Here is a 20,136-nt window from a genome sequence, read left to right as displayed (position 1 = left end):
GCGCCGCCTGAGATCGGGTTTCAGGCAGCGCGCATTCAAACGGCTTCGAGATTACCCAGCAGGATCGAGGTCATCTCGGTTGTCACCACCCCGTCGACCGCTGTGACTGACACACCTGTTTCGTAGTCGACATTGGTTCGGGTCATACCGGACAGATCGGCATCAGCATCCAGAAAGACCCACTTCGCTTCATGCGGGGTGGGTTGACCAACGGCAACTTGAAGAATGGCCAATGCATCAAGTGCGTTGATCGTCCCATCCTGATTAATATCCGCCGCAATCAGGTTCTCTGGGGCGGCGGGCCCCCATGTCGGATCCAGACCGACGGACATGCGCAATACCTGCAACGCATCAAGCGCAGTAATCTCAGCACTGGCCGTGGAGTAACTTTTGACGACGTCAAACTCGCCCTGAAATGTTCCGTCAGGCAGACCCAAGCCAAACCGCCCTTCGGAATCTGCAGTGGCTTCGACGGTGCCTCCACCCTGTGGTGTAAACCGGATTTCGGCATCAGCGAGCGCCGGGTTGGCTGTTTCCGTACTGATATTGACGTCCCCCAAAACACCGGGTGAACCGGGCGGGGTCAGGCCACCGAAATCCCCAAAATAAACCGGAACGTGGTCAGGTCCGTTAAAACCGCTGCCAAACACATCCGCACTTGTCAGTGGTCCACCTGCTGCTGAAATGACCTCGATCGTTTCGTCACGGTATTCGATCCGGGCACCCTGCGCCGTTGAGTTGAAATTTAGCTGGGCCGGGCTGCGCAACAGCAGATAGTCGAACATATCCAACCTGTCGGTTCCGGCTTCGAAATCGGTAATCGTGGTCAGTTCGCTGCCAGAACGCATAACAAAGATGTCCGCTCCGCTTCCGCCACTCATCGTCGTGGCACCCGCCCCCGCGATGAGAATGTCATCTCCATCTCCGGCGGTTAGAGTTGAGCCGAGGATACCACCGGTCAACATATCATCCTGTGCCGAGCCTGACAGCACGCCGGCCCCCTCACGAACAACACCCAGATCCCCGACCGAAACCGTCAACTGAGTCAGACCTGCGTCCTCTTGCGAAGCCGCAAATATCTGCAGTTCGTCCCCCACATGGGCAACTGTAAGCGTCTGAACATTCTGCAACCCGCTGGCCAACGTATCTGCGAAACTGTCCAGATGGATGAGCTGGCCTTCTGGCGTCATGGTAAACAAGGTGATTCCGTCATCCCCCCCGCCTGCCACAACAAATACTCTGCCGTCGACGTCGATAACCGACAGGTCCTGAACCGATTCAAAACGGGTATGGAGCGTGTCCAGCACGTGATCGGTAGGCGTCAGTTTTCCGTCCGCAGCCATATGCATGACACTGATTGAGTTGCTGCCCGCGCCAGCCACGACAACCCAGGAATTTCCGTAAGCCTGCATCACCTCAACTGCCGTTGGGGCGCTGATTCCAAGCGTCGCAATCGCGTCCCCGTTGTCGATGGTGTTCAGCACACCCGAATTTGGATTGATCCCAAAAGTGTTGATCGAATTGCTCGCCGCATCCGCCGCAACGATGAACTGCCCCGTTCCCACCTGCAGTGTCTGAAGCGAATCGGCCACCCCCGAGATTGCTCCGGTCAGGCTCAGCGATCCGTCTGCGTTCACACTATACGTGTTGATCTGGTCGGTATCTTCATGCGCAATGGTCAGCAGGCTCGTCGCACCAAAAGACACCTGAACCACTGCAGAGATATCGCCTCCACCGATCAGCGTTCCGGTTTCCTGTAGTGCGCCAATGGTTCCATCCGCGTTGAGTGCGTATCCAACAAGGCCCGTAGCCGTATCAACATCCAATATCAGTTGATCATTTCCCGCCAGCGACACGGGCACACCACTGCGTCCGACCAGCATGCTGATCGAACCAGTAAAGTATTGTTCATCGATAACTTGCGGAGCACCATCCTCCACAATCCGCCAGGCTACGACACCGCCGCCAGGACCGGTCGTGCTGTACAGATACGTGACACCGTTAAACGTTTTTAAAGCCGTATCGCCGATACCTGAATCGAGCGCCGGGTTCCCCGTTGCCACCACTCTTTCGAACTGAAGCGTCATTGCAAATCACCCCCATGCCACCGCTGGCATTGAAATCAGGATGATCAGGCGCCCGGACCGAAACCAGAGCAGGAATGTGGTGAAAACGAGAAGTTCGGCTCCAGTTTAACTCAATTTTTCTGGTCCGACCGCATGGATAACCGGGTGACAAGAACAATGAACAGAATTCGGCAAATGCCGAACTGTCACCGGATTGCTTGCGGCCATCAAAGGTGAGGGCACGATGATGAAAGAACCCGTTTCGAATAAACAAGCGAACTCGGAAAATCTGCCTGAAGACGGGCGCAAAAGACATGTGAGGCAATGGCTGGATCGCAAGATGCGGCAATGGGCTGGTCGCGGAATCGCGGGAGGGTTGGGTTCAAGCTTGATGGCATTGCCGGCGCTGGGTCAGGCCAGCATCGAAGACCTGTATGCATTTCAATTTGCCGAAACCATCCCCGGTGTCCGGTCCGCCAAATTGCTGAAGAATGGCGATGTTCTGTTGAAGATGGCTGATGGCCGTTCGCTGATAGTGGCCGCTGAGAACGTGCAAGTTCTCGACGGCGGCGCGATCATGATTGCTGAGGGAGTCGTGGCCGAGATCGCTCAGTTCAGCCTCGCGGCCGAAGCAGGAGGAGCAGCGACCGCCGGCCTAGGTGGCGCAGGCGCCGTACTTGGCGGAGTTGGCCTCGCAGGCGCGGCGGCGGCAGGAGGCGGTGGCGGTGGTGATGACACCCCTTCCACAGGTGCGGCACCGACACCCCCTGCCCCAGCTCCCACCGCGCCACCACCTGCGCCTCCGGCACCTAAAATACCTAGCCTGAACCTTTCAGAGTTGCAGACGACTGGACTCAGCAGCGACAACCTGAAACTGGCCCTCCCCCAAGGCACGGAAACGGTGGAGGTTACGATTGGTTCGGTAACAAAGACGGTCACGCCGGAACCTGACGGAAGCTGGATGATTTCCCTGACCCCAGCCGAAGCCGCCGGTCTGTCTCAGGGCCTGACAACCATCACTGTCAGAAATCTGGATAGCGATGGAGAGGAACTCTCCACTGAAACCCTGGAATTCGTGGTTGATACCGAACCGCCAACACTGGCGATCACCGGGTTCTCGGATGGCGCGGTAATGAACGCTCTGGAACAGGGTACCGACCTGACGATCTCAGGCACAACTGACGCCGAAAACGGTCAGTCGGTAATGGTCACCCTCAACGGAGAAACCTACACCGCAACGGTTTCAGAAGGACAATGGAGTGTGACGGTCCCCGCCAGCGATCTGGCAGCCCTGCCGGATGGGGTCACCGTCACAGCCACAGCAGTTGTTTCTGATGCAGCAGGCAATCCGGCAGTTCAGGCAAGCAGCAGTTTCGATACAGATTTCAGCGCCCCCAACATCTCGCTTGACACTGTTGCAGGTGGTTCAATTGACCTCGCCGATGTGGCGAATGACCTAGTTCTGACTGGTTCGACAAGTGCCGAAGACGGGCAAACAGTGACGGTGACATTCGAAGGGCAGACCTATACCGGAACCGCATCGGGTGGAAGCTGGAGCGTTACCGTCCCGCGCGCTGATCTGGCGGGGCTTTCGACTGGCACTCCGGCGGCGATCAGCGTTGCGGTCAACGATACGGCCGGGAACCCTGCAGTTCCGACATCGGTGACTGTTCCCGTTGATTTGACAGGACCTTCGATTGCGATTTCGCCTTTATCGGTCGGCGCAGTCCTTAATCTGGCGGAATCCGGGTCGGATCTAGTCATCAACGGAACCACGGGCAATGTCCCTGACGGTCAGCAAGTCACCGTCTCGCTCAATGGGCAGAGCTATACCGGCACAGTGTCTGGAGGGACATGGTCTGTAACCGTACCAACCGCTGATCTCGGCGCGTTGGCTGACGGCAGTTCTTACACCGTCACCGCGGATGTCACGGACACAGACGGGCTTGCCGCGCCGCAAGCTAGTGTCGGCGTATCCACAGATACGTCACCACCAACATTGAGCATCGACACCTATTCCGGTGGCGCAGTCCTAAATGCCGCGGAGCAGGGCACCGATCTCACGATCTCTGGCTCCACTTCGGCCGAGGATGGGCAAACCGTAAGCGTTTCAGTGAATGGCCAGACCTACACAGGTACCGCTGCCGGTGGCGCGTGGAACGTGAACATACCTGCAGCCGATCTTGGTGCCTTGTCGGATGGGTCGACAATTGCAGTCACGGCGGATGTTTCCGACGCCGCCGGCAACCCGGCGACACAGGCAACCGGCAGTTTTGACACCGATTTCACCGCACCTGCGCTGGCCATCACCAACCTGTCGGACGGGGCTGTTATGAATGCGGCCGAACAGGGAACAGATCTGACGATCTCAGGCACCTCTGACGCCGCAGATGGAACCACCATCACCGTTGAAATCATACGTGAAGACGGGACTGTCGATATCACTGGCACCGCAACGGTGAACAGCGGCACCTGGACCTACACCGCCACCGCCCTCAGCGGGCTACAGGACAACGAAACCTATGACGTGACCGCCACGGTCAGCGATGCAGCTGGCAACGGCTATAGCGCCACAACCAGTTTTGAAACCGACTTTACGGCGCCAACCATATCGGTGGACCCGCTATCGGTGGGATCAGTTCTTGATGTTGTGGAAAAGGACACCGATCTGGATATTTCCGGCACGACGACCGCCGAAGATGGCCAGACCGTTACAGTAAGCCTTGGGGGGCAAAACTACACCGCAACTGCCTCTGGCGGCAATTGGCAGGTGACGGTTCCGGCTTCCGATCTGGATGCATTGGTGGATGGCGGAAACTTTACCGTCACGGCATCTGTAGAAGATGTTGCGGGAAATCTGATTTCCGACGCAACAACGGCACTTACTACCGATTTCCGGCCGATCCTTGGAATGAACGCGGTTGGTCCAAACAACGCGGTTTCGCTTGCCGATGCAAAGTCTTCGGGCATGACCGTCTCGGGCACCTCAAGCGGGCTTAGTGCGGGACAGACCGTGGATGTCACGCTCAACAGTGTATCCGTGGGTACCGCAACCGTCGCAGCCGACGGTACCTGGAACCTGACAGTACCGTCATCTGCTTTCACTGCGATTGACGCCGGTGACAGCCTTGATTTTTCAGCTGCTGCGAACGTTTCAGGTGGAACCGATCCGCTGCCCGTCAATGATCAGGCTGTGGCACATGTCCCAGCCGCCTATGTGATTACCGAAGCGGGACGCAGCGGCAACACTGTTACGTTTGAAATTCACGCGGACCCCGACGTCGACATCTCAAGTGGCTTCGCAATCACAGCCGAGCTGGGTTTTGATCCATCAGTCGTCACTTACGATACTGGATCAGAGGTAGAAAACAGCGATTTCAATCTGTTCCTCGCAAACCCGAATGGTGGTTCTGCCATCAGTTTTGCAGGTGCCGCAACAAGCTACAACGACCTGTCTCAACCCGTTGTAACGTTTACCATGACGGTACAAAATCCGACAAAGCCTATCGAACTGACCATCACAACTCCGGATGGCGGACCAACAAAGTGGCAGATCGGAACCGACGGCGCCGACAACTTGACCTCATCAAACATCGACGACGTGATCCGCGGCGGAGATGGCGATGACACGATCGAGCTGACCGGCGCGGGCAGGGATATTGTTGTCTTCGAGGCCGATCCCGCGGCCAATGGCACAGACACGATTACCGGGTTCACAATTGGTCCTGCTACAGATGTGACGGATGCGCTGATGTTCAGCGGTCTGGATGTCTCAACGCTGCGGGGCGATGGAACTGATGTGGAAACCCTTGGCGTAGGTGACGCGATAGGTGCCAATACCGGTTTCGTCGGATTGACGACTACATTGACGGATCTTGACGCGGACACAATCGCCACAGCGATCGAAGGCCTGTCCGGCGCTCAGGCGGGGGACGAAATTTATGTCCTCGCGACAGACGGAACCAACAGTGTTCTGATCAAGGCAGATTATTCATCCCCTGTCACCGCAAACGTTCAGACTGTCGCCCAGTTTGACGGATTGGCGGATCTGACCGGATTGAATGCAGACAATATCCTTCACACCGATCCCACCGGCGCCACCGCCTAAACTGCCGAAAATACAGTGACTTACGATGCCCAATGTATGGGCATCGCACAATCAACCTCCCGGGGGGCGCATGACTCAGAATGGTCTTTATCCTGTAAGCCGCGACCGACACACAGATCGCTACTGGCAACGTTTCACGTCGTACAATTTTGCACGAGAGCTCTCAGAATGCCCGTTGGTACATACTGAGGTTTGTCAGGCCGCTGCCACTTTCCCGATCCTGTTCCGCAAGACTGAATCCGGCATCCGACCGTTCGCAGTATTGTCGTTGACACAAAGGGAGACACCTTTTGTTTCCACTCAGGGACGCTGGTTGGCAAGTTATGTCCCGTCCGCATTGCGCTGCTATCCTTTCAGCGCAGAGACGCTAATTGATACCACTCCAAATTCCACTCAGCAGTTCCGTCTACTGGTGGATGAAGCGTCGGGATTGGTGACGGATGATGTCCAAGACGAGCCATTCTTTATGGCTGACGGAACCCTGTCACCTGATCTTTGCGCGGTCAGGACTTTTTTTCAAAATCTGACAGCCGCCGAGGCCGCAACAAACCGACTGTGCGCCATCATTGATAAGATGGATCTCTTCGCACCGTTGCGGCATCACGACGGGATCGATTTGCCGCCGGATTGGCTAGGGGTCGATTTCGCTCAGATCGAAGCGCTTTCGCCACCGCACAAACTGCTTCTCATGAACAACAACGCGATGGGTCTGATCCACGCCCACCAGGTTTCCCTTTCTCATTGCGCATGGTTGTTCAAAGCACAGCAAAAACAACTGCATCGATCACCAGATACCGAAAGTCCGGAACTGAACGGGTTCCTGTGCGCCATGGCAAGCGCCCAGCAGTTGGAGGGCATCCATGCAGGTTATTAAAAAACTCTGGAAGGCTCTGACCATTCTGATCCCTGCCACTCTGATATCGGCCTGTGAGCCGATTCCGGATCTGGTCCCGGTCGAGATGTCCTTCTCCGCAGGCTCAGCAGGGGCTGGGGCAACCCAACCTTCAGCTGCTCTTACCCAAAGTACATTTGGCAAACGCGTACGGGACGCGGTTCAAACCAGTCCGACACTAGCACAGAGCAATACCAAGCTTGAGGCGGCAAAGGCCGGGCGTGACGCTGCAAAAGGAGCATTCCTGCCGGAAGTGTCTCTGGGTCTCAATGCACGTTCACAACGCGTGGACTCGGATATTGCCGATACAACGCCTTATCTGCGCGTCTCGCAACTTGTTTATGATGGCGGCGCGGCCGCAGGCAATCTGACTGCAGCGCGGGCACGTGTTCTGGAAAGCCGGGGCGATCAACTACAGACCGCGTCCGCTACCGCACTGGCGGCGATCGAGACATACGTTCTGGTACTAAACCAACGAGAATTAGTAGAAATCTCGCGCCGCAATGTCGAAGTGCACGAAACAATCGAACAGCAGATTGCCGATCGGACAGCCAGTGGTGCAGGATCAAACGCAGATGTTTTAACCGCACGCTCACGTGTCGCGGATGCCCGCACCCGCTTTGCTGATGCCAGAGCCCGCTCGGATCGCGCAAACGCCCGGTTTCGCGAAGTTTTTGGCGCTCCGCCAGGCAGTCTCACTGCGCCCGTCCCCGCTCCGAACCTGTCCCGCAGCGATCTGCAGATCGTGCTCGATAGCCCTCAGATCAGGCGGGCCGACGCCACGCTGGCGGCCGCAAAGGCTGAGAGAGCGGCCGCACTGGCCCGCCGCCAACCAGATATCCGTGTTTCAGCCTTTGCTGATCAGGACGTTAATCGGGATGCCAATTTTGGCGTGGACCTCTCGGTCAACTACGAACTGGATAGCACGGGCAAACGCCGTGCCGCTATCGCTGCAGCTGAGGCGCAGGTTAAAGAGGCTGAATTTGCACGCGAGACACTGATCCGCGAAATCACAAGAGAACTCGACTTCATTCGCTCTGACCAACAAGCCGGAGCGCAGCGCCTGCGCGAGGCCCGGATTGCTGTTCGGGCCAACGCCGACAGTGTCGCCGCTACACAAGAACAATTTACGATCGGTCGCAGCAGTCTGATCGAAATTCTGGATGCTCAGCGCGATTATGTGAATGCACAGGAACGTTTGATTTTAGCCGAACAGAATTTTTTTCTCACCAACTACGCAGCACTTGGTCTGACTGGCGACATCGTGGATCTGCTGGGGATTAAGCTTACAAATTGGGATGGCTTGCAATGACCGAAAACGGTACCCCGTCCGGCCTCGACACCCTCTCCTCGCTGGAAGCGTGTATGCTGCACGTTGCCACCACGCTGCAACGCCCATTGACAAAGGCTGCTCTGTACGCTGCGCATTCCAACCCGTCCGGTGCACTGACCCACCGGGACGTGATTACCGTTGCGCAGCAGGCCGGAATGCAGGCGGGTTTTGGAGCCCGCAAACTCAAAGAGTTCGACGCCAGCCTGACTCCGGCAATCCTGCTGATGGAAGGGAACAAAGCAGTTGTCTATCGCGGGCGTGCAGAAAACAACGATCTTCTGATCTACGATCCAACCCTTGGCGAAGGCGTTGGCGCAGTCCCAGAGAGCGGCTTTGGTGAAATTTACACAGGCTATGCCATCCTGTTTCGCCGGGAACATCGCGAAGAGATTGCCGAGGGAAAGGTCAAACAAACGGGGCATTGGTTCTGGTCAGCCCTTGCGGCAAATCGCTGGTCTTACACTCAGGTTGCGCTGGCAGCAGCTTTAACGAACATACTGGGCTTGTCGACCTCGGTCTTCATCATGATCGTATACGACCGGGTCTTGCCAAACGAGGCAACGGAGTCGCTGATTGCCCTGACGGTGGGTGTTTGCCTGGCGCTGCTATTCGACTTTATTCTGAAGATATTGCGGGCAGGATTTATTGATCGCGCCGGGCAAAATGCGGACAAATTCATGGGCCGCCGCATATTCGACCAGTTGCTGAACATCAAACTGAAATCACGCACCGGATCGACCGGAGCAATGACAAGTACTGTGCGCGAGTTCGAAACGCTGAGAGAATTCTTCACCTCGGCGACACTGGTTGCGGTTGTTGATCTGCCATTCATCGGATTGTTTGTCTTCACCATCTACATGATCGGCGGATCGCTTGCACTGATACCCGCCTTGGCGGTGCCAATCGTGCTGTTGACGGGGTTGGCGGTTCAACCGCTGCTTTCTCGCCTAGCAGAACAAAGCTTCTCGGACGGCCAATCCAAACAATCTGTCTTGGTCGAAGCCGTGACAGGTCTGGAAACCATCAAGACGACGGCCGCAGGACGACAGATGCGCTCGCGCTGGGAGGAGGCCGTCGCCCGCCAGTCAGAGCATGGAATGCGCAGCCGTGCGGTTACGCAGCTGGCTCTCAATCTGACAGGTTTTACACAACAGGCGGCACAAGTGCTGATCGTATTCTACGGTGTGTTTCTTATCTCGGATGGACAGGCCAGCATGGGGGCCCTGGTCGCGTCGGTCATGCTCACCGGACGCGCTTTGGCACCACTCGGCCAGCTGGCGCAGACGTTGACCCGCGTGAATCAGGCCCGGAGCGCGTTTCGAAATCTGAATGCGTTGATGCAAGCTGAAAGCGAACGCCCCGAGGGACGCAGCTGGATCAGTCGTCCCCGAATTGACGGGCGCATCACATTCAACAATGTACACTTTGCCTATCCCGATCAGGATGAGGATGCTCTGAAAGGTGTGAGTTTCACCATCAATCCTGGCGAAAAGGTTGCGGTCCTTGGTCAGATCGGATCAGGAAAAAGCACTGTCGCGCGATTGCTGCTGGGTCTCTACCAGCCCCGTGTCGGATCGGTGATGATGGACGGGCTGGACCTCCGTCAGATCGATCCGGGAGATCTGCGCCGTAACGTCGGATCTGTATTACAGGATATCTGGCTGTTCTCGGGCACTGTTCGCGAAAACATCACCAGCGGCGCCATTCGATCGCGAGATGAAGATCTGATCCGTGTTGGGCGGATTTCCGGAGTAGAAGATTTCATTGCCAGACACCCGAATGGATACGACCTCCGGTTGGCCGAACGTGGTGAGGGCCTGTCGGGCGGTCAGCGTCAGGCCATCGCACTGGCACGGGCGCTGATCGGGCGACCGCCTGTCTTGCTGTTTGATGAACCCACCAGCGCAATGGACGTCAAAAACGAAGCCGAAATCATCCGAAGATTAAAAGAGGCAACACAAGATTCAACCATGTTGGTAGTCACGCATCGCACCAGCCTGTTGGAACTGGTCGACCGCGTCATAGTGATCGAAGACGGCAAGGTCGGCGCGGACGGGCCAAAGAGCCTGTTGGCTCAGCATGCTCCCAAAAAGCGGAGGCATCTGAATGTCGCGGCATCCTGATCTCGACACCCTCGCGCGGGAGATGCGCGGGCGCTCTTCTTTACGTGGATCGCTGCTGTTGTTGGTTATCTTGTCATGCCTCATCGCAGCCGGGCTGTGGGCCTATCACACCGAACTGGATGATGTGGTCCGGGCAGAAGGGCGCGTTGTTCCCTCGGCTGACATACAACTGATCGAGGCAACAGAACCGGGCGTGCTGCAACAGGTGTACGTCCGCGAAGGGCAGATGGTCGACAAGGGCACGCTGTTGATGGAGTTCGATACCACCCAGATCGACGGTGAGTTGGGGCGGGAACAGCAGCGCGCTTTTGGCCTGATGGCACGAGCGCAACGGCTTTCGGCCGAGATAAACGGGACTGAGCTGCAATTTGACAACATACTGATCAACGAAGCGCCGGAGGTGGTCCGCTCGGAAACTGCATTATTTCAGGGTCGACAAGCCGAATTGCTGGCTGAGAAAGCCATTCTGGAACGACAGCGTCAGCAACGGCAGCGCGAGTATGAAGAGGGGTTGGTGGATCAGGTCACGGCAGATGAGACCCTAAAGGTTCTTGCCGAGGAGCGCGCGATGATGGCCCCGCTTGTGCAACGCCGTATGGAACCGGCCACAACTTTGCTGGCGTTACGCCGAAGCGAGGCGGAATGGGAGGGACGCAAAATCAGGGCCAAGGCCGTGGTCAGCCGACTGGAAACCGGTCTTGTCGAAGTCGACGACAAGATTGCGGCGGCGCGGAGCAGGTTTCGCAGCGCGGCTTTAACCGATCTGGCTCTGGTCACCGCTGAATTGGCGGCCTTGAAACCCACCCTGCCCGCGCTTCGCAATCGTGCTTCCCGGGCTCAGGTTCGTGCTCCGGTCAAAGGTATTGTCAATCGAATACATCGCACGACACTTGGCGGCTTGGCGCGCGGCGGCGAAGAGCTGATCGAGATCGTACCACTGGACGACACCTTGCTGGTCGAAGCCTATGTCAGACCTGGCGACATCGCGTTTTTGCACGCAGGACAACGGGTCAAGGTCAAGATCACGGCCTATGATTACGCGAGATATGGTGGTCTGAATGGAGAAATCGTCCGCATCGGCGCAGATACGATCACCCGATCCGAACGGAATGATGAAGAGGTTTTTGTCGTTGAAATACAGACCAGAAACGCAATTCTGGATGCAGGCGGTGTAGCAGTCGAAATCATTCCGGGAATGATCGCCGAGGTCGACATCCTGTCGGGGCGCAAATCCGTGATGGATTACCTGATTCAACCCGTATTGAAGATCAAGGACCAGGCTCTGCGTGAATAAAAACCATCGCGGATTGAGGTTCTGACCGAGCAGTTTTACTCCGCTAGTAGCGGGTTCAAAACACAGGTGCGGGTCGGATGATTAGTCCTGGAAGCGCTTGACGGTACTTTAGCAAACTCTTGGAGCTTAACCGTTTTAAGCTCTTTTTGATTGTGGTGATCGTGTCTACAAAACTGTGTTGGCCACAATCAAAAATACACGATTCAAGTGCAGTGATCCCATGCTATTTTCTTCCACCCCGTTACGGCGCTTCTCGCCAAGATAGGGCGAGCTATCAAGAATGCGCTGCGGAACAGCGCATGGAGATAGTCCTTGTGCACCTAAGGTAGCCCGGGCTGGTGCTGTTAGTTCTTTTGGCCCCGGGAACCACAACGAACCAAGGGGGAACTAGCACAAAACGAAAGGGCCTGGTTCCAAGAATGACCCATGGCAGAAAATCACCACGGTCAAACTATTTGCTTCTGAACCGCCGGAGATGGTTTGAGCATGCGGGTCAAGATACAATCCGACGGTCACCTATCGTATCGATCAGGGGCTGCAAATGGCGTTCATACCGACGCCACTTGGCCTTGGACGAAGAGTAGAGCGGCTGGCGCACCTGTTGCACACTGGCGGTTCTTACACGTCGCTTACCCGAGTAGAACTCAAGGCAGGCATCGGTCCACTCCAGCCCGCAATAGTCGATGATCCCGCGTGCCACGCTGTCGATATCGTCCACCAGCTCCTCATAGCGGATGCTGTGAAAAGCGCCTTTGGGCAGTGTCGCGTGCCAGTGGTTCATAAGACGCACGTAGTTGTTGTAATACCGTCCAAGCTCTTCCTGATCGTAGCTGTGCAACTGGCTGCGCTCGAAAAGGCGGGTATAGCAGGACAGACATATGTCCAACGGATCGCGGTCGATATGGATGATCTTTGCGTTGGGCATGATCCCATGAATCAGACCGATCAACTGAAAATTCGCAGGCATTTTATCAACGACGTGACCAGCACCCGGCGCATGAAGAGACAAAGCATCCACATAGTCCTCGGCGCGGCGGGTCAGGGTCTCATCAGTGACTGAGCGTACAGATCGCGGCACGTTCGATGCCCCATCATCCAGACGCCCAAAAAGGTTCTGCAGGTCGTTCAGTTCCCCGGCGCCGACCACCTCGGGATGTGCATCCAGAATTGACTCGGTCAACGTTGTGCCCGAACGCGGCATGCCAACCACAAAGATTGGCTTTTCACTTGAAATGGAGTTGCCGCGCAAACGTTCAATCATGGACTGGTCAAACGTGGCGATCAGGTCATCCGTCAGCTCATCAGTTTCTGATGGGTCGTAGGCAACAAGCGAGCGCTTGATCCGCGCCCCTTTCTCGTAATTCTCAAAAGCTTCATCATAACGCCCCAGCTTTTCATAACAATCACCCATTGCATAACGATAGGCGACCGCCTTTTGCGGCAGCATATCCGCAGCGTCCGGCAGGACGGCTTCCAGCTGCTGAAATACGGGACTTTCTTCGGTGACTTTTTCCAGCCGCGCCAAAGCGATCAGAGCGCTAAGCTTGTCATCAGCCGATTCTGCCGCGGTCTCGAAATGCTGACGCGCAATCTCAAAATCGCCCTGTTCGATAGCCAGATGGCCCAATGCAAGACGGCTTGCAGTCAGATCCGGCTTCAGCTCCATGGCGCGTTCATACAAAGCTGTCGCGCCTGCGACATCGCCCAAATGAGCCTTGGCCATCGCTGCCTGATGACACGCCGTTGCACTGTTTTCATCCAAGCGCAGTGCCTGCTCGGCTTCAATAAGGGCAAGCTTTGGATGGTTCTTCTCAAACAGAACCTGCGACAGACCAACAAAGCTGTCGGCTTTGTTCCCATCCAGAGCAATGGCATTTCGAAACGCGTTCTCTGCCTTGTCCAGATCGTTTTCGAGCATGAACAACCGTCCGAAATTCCGGTGCAGCTCGGCGTCACGCGGTGTTTGCTCCAGCCGGTTTTCCGCAACGCTGCGGGCCTCGGACAGTTTTTCCACCTCAATCAGCACCGAGATGAGATTGTTGGCCGTCTCGGCAGATGCCGGATTGATCCTCAGCGCCTTTTGATACAGCAGTGCCGCCTTATCTCGATCACCGTTGTCGCGCGCGATGCTTCCCAGATTGTTGATCGCGCGGTCGAATTCGGAGGCCAAAGCCAGCGCACGTTCCTGAGACGCTTCTGCCTGATCAAGATGGCCCTGATCATAGTAGACCAAACCGAGATTCGAATGTGCCGCGGCGCTGCCGGGTACGATTCGCGCCGCGCGCTCTCCAATCTCTCGTGCCTGATCCAATTGACCGGCAACGCGCAGTACTTCGGTGAAGTTCGTCAGGAAGTTACCATTCTCAGGCTGCAATCGCACGGCCTCACCAAGCGCTTTGACGGCGGGATCAAGCTGGCCGGTTTGAAATGCGATCAATCCCAGCATGTGATGCGCCGGTGCAAATTGTGGTGCTGCGCGAACAATCTCGGAAAACAGACCCACAGCAGGTTTGAGATGTCCCTTTTCATAGTGAGACATGCCTTGTGAGAACGCATCCTGCACCGAAAGCTGCTGCTGCCTTGCCATTAGTTTTACCTCATTCCTGCAGCGTTTTTGACCTGCAAAAGCGCATGTTTTTTGGATCGACCAGCTACTCGTAGAGCATTCTTATAGCCCAGTCTATTGGCCAGATTTTCCGGATAACACCAAGTATCAAAACGATATGTAGTGTGTGGTATGTGCAATACCGCAAAATATTTGAAAGGTTTATACAAAAGTCACATTTGTGCCCAGCTTCGCAGCTAGCTAGCTAATTTACCTATAGTAAACAAATAAAATTCCGAGGGGGTTTTCGGAAAATGAAGAGTAGCGCAATAAAGCGCCCACACACTCGTGTGGCGCGCGGGGGTCGTATTGTGAAATGGAAAGGGCAAGTGGCGAGTGTTGCGCCGTCGCTGTTCCTTGTTTCGGCTTCTGTTGTGGCATTGTCGGTTGGAACTGCGCAATCGCAGGTCATTTCGACGACACAAAACACCCGAGCAGTTGTTTCCAGCGATGTGGATACCACAATTACGGCAACCGGAGCGGTCAACCTGACCACCAGCGGCGGTCCGGCCGTTCTCATTGATACGGACTATTCCAGCACAGCGATCAACAACGGCACAATTTCGGGCCCCTCTTCGGCCAGCGCCACCGGATTCGGCGTGCTTCTGGACGGGGATCTCAGCGCGACCGGTGAGATCATCAACAACGGCACGATAGCTATCAACGCCGGCAGCAGCACCTATGGGGCGGCATTTGGTTTCCTGATGGGCGGAGACTATAGCGGTGCATTTGTGAACACCGGCACCGTCACTGCGAATGCACAGGCCACCAGCAGCGGCAGCGCAAGCGCACTTGGCGCGCTGTTCACAAACGGCGTTGAATCGACAGGTTCAGTTTTCAACTCGGGCACAATTTCAGCCACCGCAAGCGCAGCTGGAACCAGCGATGTTTCTGCACTTGGGCTTGTGTTCGCCGGCGATGTCGGCACGAATATCGACAACAGCGGCACGATCAGCGCCACTGCTGAAAACGGCTCGACCCTCGAAGCCCGCACGATCCTGATTACCGGGGCGCTGAATGGCGATGTCAACAATTCGGGCACGCTGCAGGCCACCGCGACCAACAACGGCACCAATGCCGAGGCTATTGCCGTCGAAATTCAGGGCAACGCCAACGGCAACTTGATCAACAATGGCAACGTGCAGGCCGTTGCAACCGGGCAGACGACGGCCACGGCCTGGGCCTACCACCTGGAAAGCGATCTGAACGGAAGCTTCAACAATACCGGAACGATTACGGCAACGGCGACTGCGACCTCTGGCGAAGCTGATGCCGCAGGACTGTATGTAGAAGGCGACACGACCGGAAACGTGGTGAACAGCGGTTCAATCAACGTTCGCGCCAACGCAAGCTCATCAGCCACCGCCGCCGCCGTCTATCTGTCCGGCGATTTCGATGGCAGCTTTTCGAATACCGGCTCTATCTCGGTTGTCTCGAACTCAACCGACGACGAAGGCGTTGCCAATGGTCTCTACGTGAGCGGAGCCATGACCGGTAACATCGTCAACGGGGGCAGCATCGATATTCGGGCCGAGGGCGTTTCTTCGGCGACAGCAGCAGCCTTTGATATCCGTGGTGGCCTGACCGGTAACTTCGTCAACACCGGAACTGTAACCGTCAACGCCACAGACACCACTGATGACGAAGCCGAGGCCTATGCCCTGACCGTGCGTGGCGGCATGGAAGGCGATATCTTTAACAGCGGCACCATTGCTGTCCGGGGCGACGGCTACTCATCGGCGACCGTCGCAGGATTCGAGATTCGCGGTGGACTGGAAGGCAACTTTCACAACACCGGATCGATCACTGCCATTGCGACTGATGAAACCGAAGAAGCTGAAGCCTATGGCCTGTATGTCAGCGGCGGCATAACTGGCAATATCGTCAACTCCGGATCGGTTCAGGCGATCGGACATGCGTATTCCTCTGCGACCATTGCCGGCTTTTACATCACAAGCGGCCTGACCGGTGATTTCAACAATTCCGGTTCAGTGACCGCTATTGCCACAGATCAGACCGATTCCGCCGAAGCGTATGGCCTGTATGTCTCAAGCGGCGTGGACGGTAACGTCACCAACAGCGGGACGATCTCGGCTACGGCATTTGCCGAAGAGGATGGAGCTTATGCATACGGCATATACTCGTCCTCCGATGTGAACGGCGATTTCGTCAACACCGGCGCGCTGATCTCACAGGCGACGGAAACCGCTGACTTTGCATCTGCTGCCGGATTCTACAGTGGCGGCGATATGACAGGGAATGTCGGCAACAGCGGTTCGGTGGTTGTGCGCGCGTTGGGACAGACTTCTGCCTCCGCCCGCGGCTTCCATTTCGGCGAGGGGCTGGACGGAGCCTTCTTTAATTCGGGCACCATCGACGTCAGATCGGTTAGCGCCGCTGCTCGGTCACGACCTGTTCCCCCTCCACCACCATTTGCAGTTGTCCCACCGGATGCAAGCGGCGTCTTCGTAGACGGCGGTGTCTCGAGCGATGTCATCAACACTGGTTCCGTCGCCGTGCGCCACGATGCAGTGACCGAGGCCAATGCCGCAGGCTTCTACATTGGTGAAGATCTTGATGGCAACTTCGTAAACCAGGGCTCCATCTCTGTCTCGGCCAACTCGAGCGATGACGAGGGCGTTGCCACCGGGTTGTATGTTGGCGGCGCAATGACCGGAAGCATCTTCAACTCCGGCAACGTCAACATTCGTGCGGATGGGGTATCGTCAGCTACGGCGATCGCATTCGATATACGCGATGGGCTGACAGGCGATTTCGTCAACACCGGAACGATTACGGTGCATGCACGCGATGTCGTGGATGATGAAGTCGAGGCTTTTGGGCTTCAAGTTCGCAATGGCATGACCGGAAACATCATCAACACTGGCACTGTCGACATTCGTGGCGAGGGTTATTCCTCGGTCACTGCGACAGCCTTTGAAATCAACGGCGATTTCAACGGAACCTTCCGCAACAGCGGAACGATCAGTGCCGTCGCCATCGACCAGACGGATGAGGCTTATGCCTATGGTCTGTATGTCAGCGGCGAAATGGAAGGCGATATCATCAACACCGGCACCATCTCGGTCCGAGGTGAAGGGAATTCTTCAGCGACCGTCGCGGGTATATACATCCGCAATGGCCTTGAAGGTAACTTTGTGAATTCCGGTTCAATCAGTGCAGTCGCGACTGACGAAACGGAAGAAGCAGAAGCTTACGGCCTGTATGTCAGAGGCGGGATGACCGGTAATATCGTCAACACCGGTTCGGTGAGCGCCCGAGGAGAGGGTTACTCATCTGCGACCGTCTATGGATTCTATATCCGCAGCGGACTTACCGGAGACTTCTTCAATTCCGGCTCCGTCAATGCCTTTGCACAGGACGAAACATCCTCGGCCGAAGCCTATGGCCTGTATGTCAGTGGTGGGTTCGAAGGAAATGCGATCAACAACGGCGTCATAACCGTGCAGGCGATCGCCGATGAATCCCAGGCTTATGCATATGGCATCTACTCATCCTCAACGCTGGATGGTGACTTTATCAATACCGGCACGATCTCGGCACAGGCAACTGCACCCGATTCCTTTGCTTCGGCAGCAGGTTTCTATGCCGGTGCGCTTGTAAGTGGGAACATCGCAAACAGCGGCACGATATCAGCGCAGGCGCAGGGTCTTGGCTCTGAAGCGCAAGCGTATGGCATCTACGCGAGCGGAGTAGACGGCAACGTTTCGAACAGCGGAGCAATCACGGTTAAGGCCGATGGTGAAACCTCTGCAACAGCAGGCGGTGTCTATATCAGCAACGCGTTAGCGGGCAGCTTCACCAATGCGGGTTCGATCAGCGTGACCTCCACGGATGCCACGGACGAGGCCGAAGGATATGGTCTCTATGTCGGGGACGATGTCGCGGGCGACATCACCAACAGCGGCTCCATCACTGTTTCAGCCAAAGGTGAAACAAGTGCGTCAGCTTATGCAGGCGCCATCCAGATCAGGGACGGCTTTGACAGCACGCTCTCGAACTCTGGCACCATCAGAACCACCAGTGTTTCAGATGCAGATGATGCTACCGCGCGTGGCGTCTATGTGCGTGGGAACACCGGGGGTCGCGTTGCGAACACCGGCAGCATCATGGTTCGGGCCGAAGGTGCCAAGAATGTCAGGGCGCAGTCGATCCTGCTCTATGATGAGGTCACCGCAGACATCTCCAACACAGGCACCATCAGCGCCGCTGCAGCAATAGCGAACGGCACTAACGATGCCGAAGCGCTGGCTGCGGGTATCTGGATCGAGAATATGCAGGGCACGTTCTCAAACACCGGATCTATCACGGCAAGCGCAACGGGTGGTCCCGCTGCGAATGCATATGGTCTGTATTTCGAGAACTTTGACGGCGTGATTACGGATGTGGGAACCATCTCGGCCACTTCCGACGGCGGTGATGCTTATGCGATCTATCTGGGAACCGGCAAAGGTGTCCTGAACGTAGATACGAAAGACAACATCTCGGGCCGGATCCGTGTTGGTGATCACGATGTGAATCTGGACGCACAAGGGGGTAGCAAAGTCTTCAGCTTTGAGGACGCCGCACCAACTGTGGGAACATTCACCACCAAGATTTCGGATCAGGACTCTGCCTGGTTTGTCCAGAACGAAGGTGGGGCAGCTCCGGTATATGCTGTCGTTGACGGGACCGACGTTGCAACGCCGGGCGATGTCGTCGCCATGTTTGGCAGCGTAGTAGGCAGCAGCGGCAATGCGCTGCAGTTCCAGCAAGCCCCGCAGGTAACACAAGGTGTTTCGTTCAGAAATGCGCCCGGTGCGACTTTCGGTGGGTTCCGCCCGTTTGCAATGATCGACGCAGAATATCGCGAGTTCGAGAACGATCCTGACGTCAAAACCGATGTGAAGCTGTTCAACGGCAGTGCCGGACTTTCCGGCCAGACAGAAAACGGCATTGCACTGGCTTTTGGTATGGGCGTGTTCACGGCCGATGGTGATAGCCGCACGACCGACTTTGACACCACCGGCTTCTATCTGGATGCAGCGGTGGGTCGCCAGTTTGGCGCGTTCACGGTTGAGGCCGGGCTTGGTTACGGCTGGCTTTCGACTGATCGAACACGTCAGATCACGGGCAGCGCCGATGCAAAGGCAGATTATGACAGCACCTTGCTGACTGCACATATCGGTGTTGAGCGCGCGTTCGATGTCAGCGACAATTTCGGGCTGATCGGTTTTGCCGACGCCAGATATACCAATCAAAAGGATGATGGTTACACGGAAACCGGCTCGATCGCGAATGCTACTGTCGGAGACATCACAACCGAGGTGATCGAAGCCCGGTTGGGTGCCGAAGTTGAAAAACAATTCAACAATGGCGGAGTTCTGTCAGGCCAGCTAAGCGGTGTGCTGCGCCGAGGTCTGGGGGATTCGCAGGCCGATGTCTCCGTCTTCTCATCAACTCAGAATGTGATCTTTGCATCGACAGACTTTACCGGTGCAAGCGTCGCAGTGGGTTATGAGAAAGATCTGGTTCAGGACATGCTGCTGGAGCTGAAGGCTGAACAGGAGATCGGCGACAATGCTCAGGGCCCGTTCCTGCGCGCCGGTCTTAAGTGGTCGTTCTAAAACAAAAATCTCTGCGGCACCTACCCGGTGCCGCAGAGGCAAATTCCTGATGACAGCGCCCTCCTACCTAACGCTGTGTTTATGTAAA

General features: G+C 56.3%; 8 protein-coding genes. 6 read left to right on the top strand and 2 right to left on the bottom strand.

Annotation, left to right across the window (positions count from 1 at the left end; all coding sequences use genetic code 11):
- Window positions 1-35: 35 nt before the first annotated feature.
- Window positions 36-2,087, bottom strand: coding sequence for a dockerin type I domain-containing protein (locus tag ACR0IO_RS11235; RefSeq protein WP_480741692.1), 2,052 nt, complete (start codon window positions 2,085-2,087; stop codon window positions 36-38).
- A gap of 226 nt (window positions 2,088-2,313) precedes the next feature.
- Here ACR0IO_RS11235 and ACR0IO_RS11230 point away from each other — a divergent pair, with 226 nt between their 5' ends.
- The 5 genes from ACR0IO_RS11230 to ACR0IO_RS11210 all read left to right on the top strand — a co-directional run bounded on the left by ACR0IO_RS11230 (window position 2,314) and on the right by ACR0IO_RS11210 (window position 11,816).
- Window positions 2,314-6,174 (top strand): Ig-like domain-containing protein, encoded by a 3,861-nt coding sequence (locus ACR0IO_RS11230; protein WP_480741690.1) that lies wholly within the window; start codon window positions 2,314-2,316, stop codon window positions 6,172-6,174.
- Window positions 6,175-6,244: 70 nt separating this feature from the next.
- The gene (locus ACR0IO_RS11225) at window positions 6,245-7,048 is read left to right on the top strand and encodes a SapC family protein (RefSeq protein WP_480741688.1); all 804 of its coding nucleotides are present in this window, start codon (window positions 6,245-6,247) and stop codon (window positions 7,046-7,048) included.
- Complete coding sequence (locus tag ACR0IO_RS11220; protein WP_480741686.1) at window positions 7,035-8,378, top strand: TolC family protein; 1,344 nt, start codon at window positions 7,035-7,037, stop codon at window positions 8,376-8,378. The genes ACR0IO_RS11225 and ACR0IO_RS11220 overlap by 14 nt, the downstream gene beginning before the upstream one ends.
- On the top strand, window positions 8,375-10,522 hold the full coding sequence (locus ACR0IO_RS11215) for a type I secretion system permease/ATPase (RefSeq protein ID WP_480741684.1): 2,148 nt from the start codon (window positions 8,375-8,377) through the stop codon (window positions 10,520-10,522). Before ACR0IO_RS11220 ends, ACR0IO_RS11215 begins: the two co-directional genes overlap by 4 nt.
- Window positions 10,506-11,816: an HlyD family type I secretion periplasmic adaptor subunit gene (locus ACR0IO_RS11210; protein ID WP_480741683.1), complete on the top strand. Its 1,311-nt coding sequence runs from the start codon at window positions 10,506-10,508 to the stop codon at window positions 11,814-11,816. The genes ACR0IO_RS11215 and ACR0IO_RS11210 overlap by 17 nt, the downstream gene beginning before the upstream one ends.
- A 493-nt stretch (window positions 11,817-12,309) precedes the next feature.
- Here ACR0IO_RS11210 and ACR0IO_RS11205 read toward each other — a convergent pair whose 3' ends face one another.
- A complete protein-coding gene (locus ACR0IO_RS11205) occupies window positions 12,310-14,403 on the bottom strand; it encodes a sulfotransferase (protein ID WP_480741682.1) in 2,094 nt (697 codons plus the stop codon).
- Between the two features lie 272 nt (window positions 14,404-14,675).
- On the opposite strand from ACR0IO_RS11205, the gene ACR0IO_RS11200 reads away from it, so the two are divergent.
- Complete coding sequence (locus tag ACR0IO_RS11200) at window positions 14,676-20,048, top strand: hypothetical protein (RefSeq protein WP_480741680.1); 5,373 nt, start codon at window positions 14,676-14,678, stop codon at window positions 20,046-20,048.
- Window positions 20,049-20,136: the final 88 nt, after the last annotated feature.

The organism is Ruegeria sp. CE12 (assembly GCF_056537525.1).
The sequence above is the reverse complement of the archived record's forward strand: the minus strand, read 5'-3'. Positions and strand labels throughout refer to the sequence as shown.

Coding starts and splice junctions, on each gene's coding strand:
- ACR0IO_RS11200 (WP_480741680.1), top strand. CDS start 14,676: ATGAAGAGTAGCGCAATAAAGCGCCCACACACTCGTGTGGCGCGCGGG.
- ACR0IO_RS11215 (WP_480741684.1), top strand. CDS start 8,375: ATGACCGAAAACGGTACCCCGTCCGGCCTCGACACCCTCTCCTCGCTG.
- ACR0IO_RS11205 (WP_480741682.1), bottom strand. CDS start 14,403: ATGGCAAGGCAGCAGCAGCTTTCGGTGCAGGATGCGTTCTCACAAGGC.
- ACR0IO_RS11230 (WP_480741690.1), top strand. CDS start 2,314: ATGAAAGAACCCGTTTCGAATAAACAAGCGAACTCGGAAAATCTGCCT.
- ACR0IO_RS11225 (WP_480741688.1), top strand. CDS start 6,245: ATGACTCAGAATGGTCTTTATCCTGTAAGCCGCGACCGACACACAGAT.
- ACR0IO_RS11220 (WP_480741686.1), top strand. CDS start 7,035: ATGCAGGTTATTAAAAAACTCTGGAAGGCTCTGACCATTCTGATCCCT.
- ACR0IO_RS11210 (WP_480741683.1), top strand. CDS start 10,506: ATGTCGCGGCATCCTGATCTCGACACCCTCGCGCGGGAGATGCGCGGG.
- ACR0IO_RS11235 (WP_480741692.1), bottom strand. CDS start 2,087: ATGACGCTTCAGTTCGAAAGAGTGGTGGCAACGGGGAACCCGGCGCTC.